General features: G+C 51.4%; 14 protein-coding genes. 1 reads left to right on the top strand and 13 read right to left on the bottom strand.

The window, feature by feature from the left end; all coding sequences use genetic code 11:
- Positions 1 to 12 precede the first annotated feature (12 nt).
- The 4 genes from H8L32_RS10090 to rplM all read right to left on the bottom strand — a co-directional run bounded on the left by H8L32_RS10090 (position 13) and on the right by rplM (position 2,794).
- On the bottom strand, positions 13 to 693 hold the full coding sequence (locus tag H8L32_RS10090) for a DUF6776 family protein (RefSeq protein WP_186947057.1): 681 nt from the start codon (positions 691 to 693) through the stop codon (positions 13 to 15).
- Positions 694 to 747: 54 nt separating this feature from the next.
- The gene (gene argC, locus H8L32_RS10085; RefSeq protein ID WP_186947056.1) at positions 748 to 1,785 is read right to left on the bottom strand and encodes an N-acetyl-gamma-glutamyl-phosphate reductase; all 1,038 of its coding nucleotides are present in this window, start codon (positions 1,783 to 1,785) and stop codon (positions 748 to 750) included.
- A gap of 178 nt (positions 1,786 to 1,963) precedes the next feature.
- Positions 1,964 to 2,356, bottom strand: coding sequence for a 30S ribosomal protein S9 (gene rpsI / locus H8L32_RS10080; protein WP_162039944.1), 393 nt, complete (start codon positions 2,354 to 2,356; stop codon positions 1,964 to 1,966).
- 9 nt (positions 2,357 to 2,365) lie between these two features.
- The gene (gene rplM / locus H8L32_RS10075) at positions 2,366 to 2,794 is read right to left on the bottom strand and encodes a 50S ribosomal protein L13 (protein ID WP_110255178.1); all 429 of its coding nucleotides are present in this window, start codon (positions 2,792 to 2,794) and stop codon (positions 2,366 to 2,368) included.
- Between the two features lie 410 nt (positions 2,795 to 3,204).
- Here rplM and H8L32_RS10070 point away from each other — a divergent pair, with 410 nt between their 5' ends.
- On the top strand, positions 3,205 to 3,660 hold the full coding sequence (locus tag H8L32_RS10070) for an OsmC family protein (protein ID WP_186947055.1): 456 nt from the start codon (positions 3,205 to 3,207) through the stop codon (positions 3,658 to 3,660).
- On the opposite strand, the gene H8L32_RS10065 is transcribed toward H8L32_RS10070, so the two are convergent.
- The 9 genes from H8L32_RS10065 to H8L32_RS10025 all read right to left on the bottom strand — a co-directional run bounded on the left by H8L32_RS10065 (position 3,645) and on the right by H8L32_RS10025 (position 13,535).
- On the bottom strand, positions 3,645 to 4,451 hold the full coding sequence (locus H8L32_RS10065) for a BPSS1780 family membrane protein (protein WP_186947054.1): 807 nt from the start codon (positions 4,449 to 4,451) through the stop codon (positions 3,645 to 3,647). The two genes, H8L32_RS10070 and H8L32_RS10065, sit on opposite strands and share 16 nt — an antisense overlap.
- On the bottom strand, positions 4,451 to 5,413 hold the full coding sequence (locus H8L32_RS10060; RefSeq protein WP_186947053.1) for a homoserine kinase: 963 nt from the start codon (positions 5,411 to 5,413) through the stop codon (positions 4,451 to 4,453). Before H8L32_RS10060 ends, H8L32_RS10065 begins: the two co-directional genes overlap by 1 nt.
- A gap of 30 nt (positions 5,414 to 5,443) precedes the next feature.
- Entirely contained in the window at positions 5,444 to 5,884 is a 441-nt protein-coding gene (locus tag H8L32_RS10055; RefSeq protein WP_186947052.1) for a hypothetical protein, read from the bottom strand.
- Between the two features lie 206 nt (positions 5,885 to 6,090).
- Positions 6,091 to 7,167, bottom strand: a complete 1,077-nt coding sequence (locus H8L32_RS10050; RefSeq protein WP_186947051.1) for a porin — start codon at positions 7,165 to 7,167, stop codon at positions 6,091 to 6,093.
- A gap of 402 nt (positions 7,168 to 7,569) precedes the next feature.
- Positions 7,570 to 8,805 (bottom strand): multidrug effflux MFS transporter, encoded by a 1,236-nt coding sequence (locus H8L32_RS10045; RefSeq protein WP_186947050.1) that lies wholly within the window; start codon positions 8,803 to 8,805, stop codon positions 7,570 to 7,572.
- Between the two features lie 104 nt (positions 8,806 to 8,909).
- Complete coding sequence (locus H8L32_RS10040; RefSeq protein ID WP_186947049.1) at positions 8,910 to 10,391, bottom strand: NAD-dependent succinate-semialdehyde dehydrogenase; 1,482 nt, start codon at positions 10,389 to 10,391, stop codon at positions 8,910 to 8,912.
- A gap of 103 nt (positions 10,392 to 10,494) precedes the next feature.
- Positions 10,495 to 11,709, bottom strand: coding sequence for a THUMP domain-containing class I SAM-dependent RNA methyltransferase (locus H8L32_RS10035; protein ID WP_230412141.1), 1,215 nt, complete (start codon positions 11,707 to 11,709; stop codon positions 10,495 to 10,497).
- 96 nt (positions 11,710 to 11,805) lie between these two features.
- On the bottom strand, positions 11,806 to 12,228 hold the full coding sequence (locus H8L32_RS10030; protein WP_186947048.1) for a CopD family protein: 423 nt from the start codon (positions 12,226 to 12,228) through the stop codon (positions 11,806 to 11,808).
- Positions 12,229 to 12,269: 41 nt separating this feature from the next.
- Positions 12,270 to 13,535 carry a glutamate-5-semialdehyde dehydrogenase gene (locus tag H8L32_RS10025; RefSeq protein ID WP_186947279.1) on the bottom strand — a complete coding sequence of 422 codons (1,266 nt, stop codon included), beginning with the start codon at positions 13,533 to 13,535 and terminating at the stop codon, positions 12,270 to 12,272.
- Between the last annotated feature and the right edge of the window lie 7 nt (positions 13,536 to 13,542).

Raw genomic sequence — 13,542 nt, 5'->3', positions numbered from 1 at the left:
TCTTTGCGTGGTTTATAAATTGACCGTTTGCTGAGCCCGGATCTGGCCATTTGCTAATACCTTGGCCTGCACACCTTTGACCGATGCTCCCTCTGGCAGGGAAATTGTTCCCTCCAGTCGCTGATAATGCCGGAATGATAACTTTAACTTACCGGCATCGCCCGATTTAGGATCGGGAAACAGCATCGTAGCAGGTTTACCCGCTTGTACCAAGTTCAGGCTAAATTGCATTTCCCCAGCGAAATCCCGTCCGGTTTTACCCCCTTGCATGACCAGGGCGCGGTAGCGCAGCTGGCCGGGGCTTAACATTTCCACCTTGAAATTTTGCAGCGAAATACCTTCCGCGCCCACTGCGGACGGGGTCAGGCTTTCAAAAAAAGCCAGGTCATCCTTGAGCTTCAGGTTTTCAGCAGTCAGCGCCTTGACCTGATCGGTCAATTCCTTCTGCGTGGACTTGTCGATGTTGACCTTGCTTTCTATGGTATTGGCAGACAGCGACAACTTATCGCGTTCGGCTGTCAATTCCTCCAGCTTTTTGTTCAGCTCTTCGACTTGCTCCGCACTGACCTTGCTACCAAACGCAAAACTCTTGCCCAGATCATACGTCCACCATGCCACCACGGCAGCAATGCCTATCACTACCCCGGCCATGGCCAACTTGATGGACCAGGGTTTTTCATGGGTAATGGTCATTTTCGGCGCCAGATAGCGCCGCTGAGCGTAACGTGATTTCGTCATGACCCAGGATTAAGGCATGACGGGCACATGCATCAGCCCGGTAGTTTCTTCCAGCCCGAACATCAGGTTCATACACTGAACTGCCTGGCCTGACGCACCCTTCACCAGATTGTCCTGTACCACCAGCACAATCACGGTATTGCCATTGTCTGGCCTGTGCAAGGCCAGGCGCAGCATATTCGATGCACGGGTAGAACGGGTTTCCGGGTGCGTGCCAAATGGCATCACATCGACAAATGCTTCATCCTTGTAGGCATCTTCAAACAGGGCTTGCAATTGCTCATTGCTGATCTCTGCATTCAGGCGTGCATACAGGGTTGAATGCATGCCGCGTATCATCGGTACCAGATGTGGCGTGAACAGCAAACCCACCTTGTCTTTGCTCAGACGCTGCAACTGTTCCACCGTCTCTGGCGTATGGCGATGACCGGATACGCTATAGGCTTTGAAACTATCACTGGTTTCAGAGAACAGCAGGCCCATTTCAGCTTTCCTGCCAGCGCCGGACACACCCGATTTGCAATCGGCAATCAGATTACCGGCATCAACAATGCCCGCCTTCAGCAGCGGGTAAAAGCCCAGTTGCATGGTGGTTGGATAGCAGCCCGGATTGCCTATCACTTTCGCCGACTTGATGGCTGCACGATTCAATTCCGGCAAACCATAAACGGCTTCTTCCAGCACATTGGTGCAGGTATGCGGGATGCCATACCATTTCTCAAATTCTGCGACATTCTTCATGCGAAAATCTGCCGCCAGATCAATCACCTTCACGCCAGCCGCCAGCAACTCTGGTGCCTGTGCCATGGCAACGCCATGCGGGGTCGCAAAAAACACGACGTCGCATTCTTTCAGATTGGCTTTGTCCGGAGAAGAAAAAGCGATGTCCACGCGGCCACGCAGGGACGGATACATCTCGGACACCGGCAAGCCATCTTCCTTGCGGGATGTAATAGCCGTAATCTGCGCCTGTGGATGCGATGCCAGTATCCGCAGCAATTCCACACCGGTATAACCTGTACCACCAACAATGCCTATTTTGATCATGATATTTTCCTTGCAAGCAATTTTGACGCTATTCTAACAGCAGAAGACTTGAAGCTCACGCGCGGGATAAAACTCGTTACATGTCTGACATGAGTAGTCGCGCAGCATAATGAAACAATGTCGTCCAAAGCAAAAAAGCCGCCCATCCAGGCGGCTTTTTCGTTCCAGCGAGAAAAAATTAACGCTTGGAGAACTGCTTTGCGCGACGTGCTTTGCGCAGACCGACTTTTTTACGTTCAACTTCGCGAGCATCACGAGTAACGAAGCCAGCTTTGGACAATTCAGATTTCAAAGTTGCATCGTAGTCGATCAGGGCACGAGTGATACCGTGACGAACAGCACCGGATTGGCCGGATTCGCCGCCGCCGTGAACGTTAACCATAATGTCGAATGTTTCGAGATTATTAGTCAGTTCCAGAGGTTGACGGATGACCATCAGGCCAGTTTCACGAGAAAAATACTCGTTTGCTGGTTTGCCGTTGACAACGATCTTGCCGCTGCCGGATTTCAGGAATACGCGAGCAACTGCGCTCTTGCGACGGCCAGTTCCGTAGTTGTAATTACCGATCATGGCTAATCCTTAGATGTCGAGTACTTGTGGTTGCTGAGCTGCGTGCGGATGTGTTGCATCTGCATAGACTTTCAGCTTCTTGATCATTGCATAGCCGAGTGGGCCTTTAGGCAGCATGCCTTTAACAGCTTTCTCGAGTGCACGACCTGGAAAACGCTCTTGCATTTTCTGGAAATTTGTTTCATAGATACCGCCTGGATAACCAGTGTGACGGTAGTATGTTTTGTTCAGAGCTTTAGTACCAGTCACGCGCAGTTTGCCTGCGTTAACAACAACGATAAAATCGCCTGTGTCTACGTGTGGTGTAAATTCTGGTTTATGTTTGCCGCGTAAACGGAGTGCCACTTCGCTGGCAACACGTCCGAGTACTTTATCTGTCGCGTCAATCACGAACCAGTCGCGCTGAACCTCATGGCCCTTAGCGGAAAAGGTTTTCATGTTGAATCCTAATAAAAGTTAAAAACGCCCTAAAATATTCTGTGTTTTTGGTGGTTCTGCCATTAATTTCGGCAGACTCGTCCTTATCACTTCTCCCTTGGGCGATCAGGGAGTCGGAAATTATAGTATTTTCAAAGACTTAGTGCAAGGATTGTTTAATTTTTGTGCAGTCGGCTTTGTAAAAAGACGAAAAAAAACCCGAAGATAGACTTCGGGTTGAATCCACCAAAGGAGTAGGTGGAGGAGACAATTGCTTGGTAGTTAAGAGCAAAAACACATTAACTAACCGATGAGTCAATAATAGGACAAGAAATTGTGCAGTGCAAGGTAATTTACGGTTTTGACGCACAAAGTCACAATTTTGCTCGTTAGGCTACAATCTGTAACAAGTGTAATTTCAAGGAGGAAAAATGGAAGCAACCGTACGCTGGACAGGCTTGTCCGGCATGTCTTTTCTGGCAGAAACCGGCTCAGGCCATGCCGTGTTGATGGATGGCGCACCTGATGGTGGTGGCCGTAACCTGGCACCAAGGCCGATGGAAATGGTGTTGTTGGGTACCGGTGGCTGCAGCGCCTATGATGTTGTATTGATATTGCGTAAAAGCAAGCAGGACATCCGTGGCTGCGAGGTCAAGCTGACGGCAGAACGCGCTGACACCGAACCCAAGGTCTTCACTAAAATCAATTTTCACTTCGTCGTACGTGGCCGTCAGTTGAAACCCAGTCTGGTGGAGCGCGCCATCAAGCTGTCACATGAAAAATACTGTTCAGCATCCATCATGCTGGAAAAAACGGCAGAAATGACGCATAGCTACGAAATCATCGAAGACCTCGATCTGCCCTCAGAGCATCAGTCGGCTGATTGATCTTCCGGGTTTTGCGTCGTTTCTGGCTTCTGTTCATCCGGCCTGCCGAAAATAGTTGTGTAGGTCGGATAAAATGAACAATACATCACCACCGTCAGCACCAGCGACACCGGCACCATCACCAGAAAGCCTATGGCAACCTGGCCCACCACTGCGGCCGTGATCATGCCCAGCAAGGTTGGGCCAAAGACACCGATCAACATCCACGCCAGGCCATACACAGCAAATGCCAAAGTGGCGCGCTTGACCGCAAAGAAGCTGTAGAACACGGCTTTGCCGACCGACATTTTGCCCCACATAATCAGGGGTGCAGCGAACCAGAACGCCATCATGGCGGGAAGATACACCACACCAGACACCAGCATACCCAGGAACAACTTGCCCTTGGGCAGGGTTTCAGGATCAACCGGCGTCAGTGCAAAAATGAAATTCATGAATACGCCGTCATCCGCCAGGCTGGACAGACCTATTGCCAGCATGACCGCCAGCACATACAACACACCCAGGCTCAACAGGCGCAAGAAGCTTTCAGAACGGAATCCCGTCAGCAGCAAATTGGGATACACCCGCTTGTCATCTTCGATTTGAAGACAAGCCTGCATGAAGCCCATGCCAAATACCGGCACCAGCATCAAGGGCAGAAAGCGGCCGGCAAAGGGAATGAAACCTATCACCAGGCTTAAAAACATATAGGCAAAAAACAGCGTCAGCATTTCGGCTGGCTGCTTGCCAAACAGCGTGAAACCTCGTTTCACCCATCCCCATCCGGACGTGGCGTCAACTGCGCTCATCATTGAAACGGCAAAAGTGACACGCTACCGGATTCTCTCAAACGAAGTATGCGTTCAAAATGACCAGGATCATGCGGTGTCAGCATTTCTGCATCCCGCGGCTGGTAAAAGTCATACAGGCGTGACAGCCAGAAACGCAGTGCGGCTGCGCGCAACATAGGCTGCCAGGCAATGCCTTCTTCCTGTGTGAATGGCCGTACTGCATGATAGGCGTTCAACAGCGCTTGCACACGCTTTTCATCCAGCACGCCGGTAGGGACATCGATACACCAGTCATTGACCGTCACTGCCACGTCAAATATCCAGGTATCGCAACCGGCAAAATAAAAATCAAAGAAGCCGGTCAGGCGGTCGCCATCAAACATCACATTATTACGAAACAGGTCGGCATGAACCGGGCCACGTGGCAAGGCACGGTAAATGGGGGTGCTGTCAAAGGCATCCTGGAAATGCACTTCGGCACGCAACAGGTGCTGCAATTCATCCGACAGAAAAGGCAAGACCTTGGGTGTGGTTTCGTGCCACCAGTCCAGCGAACGCAAATTGGGCTGCTGTATGCTGAAATCCTGCCCTGCCAGATGCATGCGGGCCAGCATGCTGCCGACTTCTGCACAGTGTTCTGCCTGCGGCTCCATCTGCGAGCGGCCTTCCAGCTTGCTGACGATCGCTGCCGGCTTGCCATGCAGTGCCACCACCAGCTCACCCTGATCATTGGCAATCGGTGCTGGCACCAGTACGCCATGGTCAGCCAGGTGACGCATCAATTTCAAATAAAACGGCAGTTGTTCGAAATTCAGATTTTCAAAAATCGTCAGGACAAACTCACCTGCTTCAGTATTGATGAAGAAATTACTGTTTTCAATTCCTGAAGCAATGCCCTTGATGCCCAGCGCTTTGCCAAGCGGGTATTGTTTCATCCAGGGGCCAAGATCTTCCAGACTTACCGGTGTAAAAACTGCCATGTTATTTAAAAATGAAGGACGGATAAAATTTTATTTGCTTACTGCCGAACTGGCCGGAGCCTGCTTGGCCGGGGCTGGTGCCAGCACATCTGGCGGGTTGCCTTCCTTGGCTTCTTTCTTGCCACCAAATTCCAGTATGGTCCACTGCGCAGCACGATTCGAATCACCCTGTACAGTTCCCTTGGGTGCATTGCCGTATTCAGGATTGGCTTTCACGGTATAGTTGCTTTTGCCAGCCTTGACCTGGGCTTCAGTCACTTTGCCACCGCTACTGCGTTTTTCAACTACCTTGTTTTTTGGCTCAGGCTTGGCGACTGTCACGCCTGGCTCGTTACTGATCTCTTCGAGTTTTTCCAGTTTAGGTGGTACTGGATCTACTTTGGATGGCGTTTGTGCCATCGCAGCCACACTCACCAATAAGGCAACCAGACTGGTCAGCGAGCCAGCAATAATGTTCGATGTTGTTTTCATGATACAGCCCTGTTCAACTAAGTATATGGACATTGTAACAAACCCGGCATGGACTGGCAGAAATATCGGCCAGAGGTCTGTTTCAATGCAGCAAAGCGGCACCTGCCAGCAAGCTCGCCATGCAGAAAAAAAGAGGCGCTGTCCCGAAAGACAGCGCCTCTTTTCGTATCACTGCCAGTCAGGTCGCAACCCGACTGACAAAGATATTAGAACTGGTGACGTACACCGAATGTCAATTCTTTTACGTCAGCGCCTTTAACTGCTGCGCCCACTTTTTGGGAATTGGCATCTTGGGATGTGCTTGCGAAAGCAGCATACAGGTCAGTACGCTTGGAGAATGTGTACTGATAACCGATAGCGAACTGCTTGGCATCGCCAACTGTTGCTGTAGTAGCAGCAGACAGACGTGTCGAATCTTTGATATTGGAGTAAGTAGCCAGTACTTTGTTTGTTGCATCAAAAGGAACTGTTACACCAACTGTGTAGATTTTTTGATCTACGGCCAATGCAGCGTCATCGCTCACTTTTTGATAGATCACAACTGGTTTCGCTATGCCGAAGTCATAGGAAGCAGCCAGAGTGTTACCTTTACGTGCATTGATAGGGCCGCCAGCCAAAGCTTGACCATTGTCTTTGACGAAAGAGTAACCGATATCCAGACCGTTAGCTGCGTAACGCAGGTTCAGACCCAGGGAACGGCCAGCAGAATTGTCGCCAGCGGCTTCGCCGAAACCATATTGACCAACAGCAGAGAAACCATTCAGGTTACCTGGTGTGTAGTAGTAGATTGCATTGCTTGCACGGCCACCGGAATTGGCGTTAGCGCCAGCAACAGTTGCTGTACCGCCGATGAAGTACAGATTGGACAGACCATTGCCGCTGTTGATGTAACCAGATGCAAACGGATCGTAGTTGTCGAAGAATTTGAAAGTTGGAGTCTTGTCACGGCCCAGATCTACTGTACCGAAATCGCCAGACAGACCAACTGTGGAACGACGGCCAAATGTACGGCCTTGTGCAGAGCTACCATCATCAACGTTCAGACCCATTTCCAGAACGAAGTTGGCTTTCAGGCCGCCACCGAGGTCTTCAGTACCTTTGAAGCCCAGACGGGAACCGTTTTCCTGACCACTCTGGAGTTTGTTGAAACGGCCAGCAACTGTGCCGTTATCCAGACTTTGGAAGCCAGCGTCAACAATACCGTAGATAGTTACGGAAGATTGAGCAAACGCTGCACCGGAGAAAGCACTCATCAGAGCAAGTGCAAGGAAGGATTTTTTCATTATCTAGTTTCCAAAAATGAATGTTAAGTTTTTACCAATTATTTTCAAGCACGGCAAAAACAGAATTACAGGTGTTTTACAGCCTTGAATCGGTAAGAGATCCAATGACAAGCGGCACGATACCTGCGAAAAGTGACAACTTGATGAATTCGGCGTGTCTAAAAAGCTACACTCTATATAAGTCCAACCCAAAAAGACACGATGGAAATCTTATTTGCATATGCAAAAGAAATTGAAGTAAATCCCATGTAAATCAAGTGTTACAAGATGAAATTTAACAATTTGCTGCAAAGCACCAATTATATATGGTCGGGAAGTCTCATTTCAAGTAACTGACTCGAAATTTATTTATTATTTACTTAATTGACAATCTTTTGCACTTGCTCGGCCCTGGTTTCACGCTTATTCCACTGTTTCCCATGCATTCTGCTTTTGCGCCGTCATGGCGCGCCAGTATGCACGTCCGGTGTACCACATCACGGCTGCAATTGCCGTGCATCCCAACTGCCCCAGCGCCAGCGTCAGCACTGAATGATCGAGTGCCGGTGCCACGATACCGGCAATGACGGCACCCAGCATGGTCACAGTCGCCGACTGGCAGGAAGCGACTATACCTCTTATATTAGGAAACAGATCCAAAACTAGCAAGGTTGCTCCCGGCGCAACCAGAGACATACCGAAAGTGTAAAAAAACAAAGGTGTTACCGACCATAGCAAGACAGGCGGAGAAAAGAAATGGAACACCACATTGAATACAGCCGCCCCCAGCAAGAAACAAAAACCTATGCTGACCTGTTTCCAGACCGTCATTTTGCCTGCCAGGCGATTGGCCGCCAGCGCGCCAAAGAAAATACCGCCTACCGAAGGCACAAACTGCCAACCAAACTGGTCCGGGCCCAGATGCAAATGCTGGGTAATAAAGGCCGGTGCGGCAGACACATACAAAAACAGGCCGGCAAAATTAAAGGCAATAGTGCCAGCCTTCAAATGAAACAGCGGCGACTTGAAGACTTTTTTATAACTTTCCCACAAAAATTCTGCGCTGAAGGGCTGGCGCTTGTCCAGGGGTAGTGATTCAGGCAGGTATTTGTAACTGGCCCACCACAGTACGATGGTATAGCCAAATAACAACAGGAAAATGGCACGCCAACTGACGAAGCTGACTATCCAGCCCCCCAGGATAGGGGCGATTGCCGGGGCAATCGAGAAAATCATGGTCACCAGAGATAACAGCCGCTCTGCCGGTGCGCCCGCATACAAATCCCGTATGATGGCCCGCCCGACCACCATACCGGCGCCGGCTGATACGCCCTGCAAGATACGAAAGCCCCACAGGTAATGGATGCTGTGTACGGAAGCACAGCCAAAGCTGGCTACCGCAAATACCGCCAGCGCCACCAGAATGACATTGCGTCGCCCGAAAGCATCAGACAATGCGCCATGCCATAAGGTCATCACCGCAAACGACAGCATATACGCCGTCAGGGTTTGCTGTACTTCCAGCGCGCTGGCATGCAGGGTTGCCTGAATATTCGGGAATGCCGGTAAATAGGTATCAATCGAAAATGGACCCAGCATGGCCAGGGCGGCCAATAAGGTTGCCAGGCCAGCATTACTGACTTTGGTAGCAGAGGACATGGTTACTATTCAGGTTACATGCCATCCGGGCAGCAAACCCGGATGGCCTTGTTGGATACTGGGCGAGACCTACCCTGGCAACAGCGTGCCCCGGTATGTAAAATTTAAATGCCGCCCATGCACAGGTACTTCATTTCAAGATATTCATCCATGCCATATTTGGAACCTTCACGCCCCAGGCCGGATTGTTTGACACCACCAAACGGCGCCACTTCATTCGAGATCAGACCGGTATTAATGCCTACCATGCCGTATTCCAATTTTTCAGCAACCCGCCAGACGCGACCTATGTCACGCGAATAAAAATACGAAGCCAGACCGAAATCCGTATTATTGGCGGCAGCGACCGCTTCTTCTTCCGTCTTGAACTTGACGACCGCAGCCACCGGGCCAAAAGTCTCTTCATTCATGATCAGCATGCCGGATGTGACATTCGACAGCACCGTTGGTTCATAAAAAAGTTTCCCGGCTTCCAGTAATTTACCACCCGCCTGCAAGCTTGCGCCCTGCTTCAATGCATCGGCGACATGCTCTTCCACCTTGGCTACGGCCTGTGCATCAATCATCGGCCCCTGGTTGATGCCAGTCTCAAAACCGTCACCGACCCTGATCTTTTTAGCACCGGCTGAAAGTTTTTCCACAAAAGCATCGTAAATCGATTCATGCGCGTAAAAACGGTTGGTACAGACACAGGTCTGGCCTGAGTTGCGGAATTTCGACTGCAAGGCCCCTTCCACCGCAGCATCAAGGTCAGCATCTTCAAATACAATGAACGGGGCATGGCCACCCAGTTCCAGTGCCAGTTTTTTCACTGTCTGGGCCGATTGCCGCATGAGGATACGACCAACAGGTGTTGAACCGGTGAAGGACAAATGCCGGACCACCGGGCTATCACACAAGACCTTGCCGACAGCGATGGATTGTTCAGAATCAGCCGTGATGATATTGATAATACCGGCGGGAATACCAGCACGGTGCGCCAGTTCCGCCATGGCCAGGGCAGACAAAGGCGTCTGCTCGGCAGGTTTGATGACGATGGAGCAACCTGCCGCCACGGCAGGTGCCACCTTGCGCGTGATCATGGCGATGGGGAAGTTCCACGGCGTAATGGACGCACAGACGCCGATAGGTTGCTTGAGCACCACCATGCGCTTGTCGCTCCAGGTCGATGCCATGACATCGCCAGACACTCGTTTGGCTTCTTCGGCAAACCATTCGATGAAACTGGCGCCGTAAATGACTTCGCCTTTGGCTTCAGCCAGTGGCTTGCCCTGCTCTGCCGTCATGATGGCGGCCAGGTCATCGGCATTCTCTATCATCAGGTCAAACCATTTGCGCATGAGATTGGCGCGTTCCTTGCCGGTTTTTGCAGCCCACAGAGGAAAAGCAGCTTGCGCGGCCTTGATCGCGGCTTCGGTATGGCTGGCATCCAGATTTGGCACCGTAGCCAATATTGCCAGAGTGGAAGGATTATTCACTTCAAAACTGCTTGTGCCTGCGATCCACTCGCCATTGATATAGGCGCGGTCACGCAACAAGGATGGATCTTTCAAATTCAGTTGCTTTGCTATTGCTTCTTGTGACATCAGAGTATCTCCACTTTTTGCAAACGACAGGAATACCTGTAAGCCTAAAGCAAAACGGCCAGGTCTGCTGAGACCTGGCCGTTTTATAAAGGCATGATGAAAATTATTCAGCGATATCTTTGGGCTTGGCTTCTTCCCTGCGATTGAAACCGGCCACCATATCAAAGCGGAACAAACGGCATTCCAGCGCGCCGTTATAGAAAGGCGTCTTGCGCGACTCTTTCAGGCGCAACATTTTCGGCAGACCCAAATCAGCGGTGAACAGGAACACACTCCAGCCCGCAAAACGCTGCTTCAGGGTGGTACTGAAAGCACTGAAGAAGTCTTTGGCCATATCATCTTCTTCCATGGTGCTGTCACCACGCACACCGATACGTTCGCCGTATGGTGGGTTGGTCAACAAGATACCGGGCTCTGTCGTCGGTGCCTTGATCTCCTGCGCTTCGATCTGCTTCAGTGGCACGTCAAAACGTATGCCAGCCTTGTTCAGGTTATTGCGCGTCATGACGATCATGTCGCCAGAAATATCACTGCCGAAAATAGTCGGCTCAACCGGCAAAGGATGCGGTTTGGCACTGGCCTTGATCTGGGCCCAGGCATCGGCATCGAACTGATGCATTTTCTCGAACGCAAATTCACGCTTCAGGCCAGGAGGAATACCTGCCAGGATTTGGGCCGCTTCAATCAGAATGGTACCGGAACCGCACATGGGGTCAAACAGGGGTGTACCCGGTTTCCAGCCAGCGGTACGCAACAAACCTGCTGCCAGATTTTCACGCAAGGGCGCATCACCGGTTTCCAGACGCCAGCCGCGTTTGAACAGAGGTTCACCCGAGATATCGAGGTAAATCGTGAAATTGCGTGCATCCAGAAAACCGACAATGCGCATGTCCGGGTTCTTGGTATTGACCGATGGGCGCTGGGTGAACTGGTCACGGAAACGATCACAGATCGCATCCTTGATTTTAAGCGTGGCAAAATCCAGGCTCTTCAAAGGCGACTTCACCGCAGTGACGTCTACCCGTATCGTATGGTGATAGCCAAACCAGTCTTCCCAGGGCTGATCCAGCACCAGGTCGTAAATATCGTTTTCATTGGCATAGCCAGAATGCGCCATGCGCATCAGCACGCGAGACGCAATGCGTGAATGCAGGTTGATACGCCAGCCATCATGCAGACTGCCCGAGCAGTGCACGCCGCCAGGCACCTGGTTGTGCACGGCCATGGTTTTATCCATGGCTGCAATTTCACCCAGCTCTTCAGCCAGGGCTATTTCCAGGCCGCGTGGGCATGGACAAAAATAAGAATAACGCGTCATAGGAGTACCCTTTATCCGTTAAAAAAACAATGGTGAAAACTCACCGCCAAGTGCATGCCCGGAGTTCCGCACTCCAGACAGGCTTTGTCACCAAACTCAGAACGGTTTGACAACAACCAGAATCAATATCGCCAGCAACAAAATCACCGGCACTTCATTAAACCAGCGAAACCAGACATGGCTGCGCTTGTTAATACCTTTTTCAAATTTCTTCAGCAAGCTGCCGCAGGCGTGGTGATAGCCTATCAGCAAGATCACCAGAGTCAGCTTGGCATGCAGCCAGCCATTGCCCGGCCCCTTGCCTATGCCATACCCCAGCCATAACCACAGGCCAAGCACCAGGGCAAACACGGCCAATATCGTCATGAAGCGATACAGCTTGCGTGCCATCAATAACAGGCGTTCTGTAGTCGCCGCATGATTTTCCATCGCCAGATTGACCAGGATACGCGGCAAATAAAACAGGCCGGCGAACCAGGATGTGACGAACAGGATGTGAAACGCTTTTACCCAAAGCATGATGTGCTTTCTTTAATCTGCATTATTAATTTTTAACTTTATTATTGGCGTACTTCGCCGTGGCCAAAAACCACATACTTCATCGAAGTCAGCCCTTCCAGACCCACCGGACCACGTGCATGCAGCTTGTCATTCGAGATGCCAATCTCGGCACCCAGGCCATATTCAAAGCCATCGGCAAAGCGGGTGGATGCGTTCACCATCACCGATGCCGAATCGACTTCGCGCAAGAAACGCAGGGCGCGGCTATAGTCTTCCGTGATGATGGATTCAGTATGTTTGGATGAATAGTCATTGATATGCGTAATGGCTTCATCCAGATCAGCCACTACCTTGACGGCCAGGACAGGGGCCAGGTATTCCGTGCTCCAGTCTTCCTGCGTGGCTTTGGCCAGATGTGGATAGCCTGCCAGTATCGCAGCGGCGGCATCGTCACAGCGCAATTCCACCTGCTTGCCTGCATACAAGTCAGCCAGTGCTGGCAAGACCTGGGCTGCAATGCCTTGCGCAACCAGTAAGGTCTCCATGGTGTTGCAGGTACCATAGCGGTGGCATTTTGCATTGAATGCCACATCGACTGCTTTTTTCAGGTCTGCCTTGTCATCGATATACACATGGCAGATACCATCGAGATGCTTGATCATGGGCACAGTGGCTTCCTGCATCAAACGCGCAATCAGACCCTTGCCACCACGCGGGACAATAACATCCACATATTGCGGCATGGTGATCAGTTCACCAACGGCTGCGCGGTCTGTGGTCTCGACGATTTGCACTGCATCAGCCGGCAGGCCGGCACCAGCCAGACCTTCCTTGACCAGTTTTGCCAGGGCCTGATTGCAATGTATGGCTTCAGAGCCACCGCGCAAGATGGTGGCATTGCCACTCTTGATGCACAGACCGGCCGCATCCACAGTCACATTCGGACGCGCTTCGTAAATGATGCCAATGACGCCCAGCGGCACCCGCATCTGCCCTACCTGTATGCCGGTGGGGCGGTATTTCATGTTCGAGATTTCACCGATAGGGTCAGCCAGGCTGACGATCTGTTCCAGGCCTTCGGCCATAGTGGCGATTGCCTTGTCAGACAGGGTCAGCCGGTCCAGCATGGCGGCTTCCATGCCTGCTGCCTTTGCTGCCGCAAGATCAAGCTCATTGGCGGCGCGCAAGGCCGCAGCTTCACGCTTGATGGCAACAGCGATCAGTGACAGGGCCTTGTTCTTGGCGGCGGTGTCGGCTTTGGCCATGGCGCGCGATGCTGCGCGGGCACGGATGCCGAGGTCATTCATGTAGTGCTTGATATCCATATCGTCA

Origin of the sequence: Undibacterium hunanense (genome assembly GCF_014284335.1) — a bacterium.
In the GTDB taxonomy this organism is placed as follows: Bacteria; Pseudomonadota; Gammaproteobacteria; order Burkholderiales; family Burkholderiaceae_D; genus Undibacterium; species Undibacterium hunanense.
Note: the sequence above shows the minus strand (reverse complement) of the source record. Positions and strands in the feature narration are given on the sequence as shown.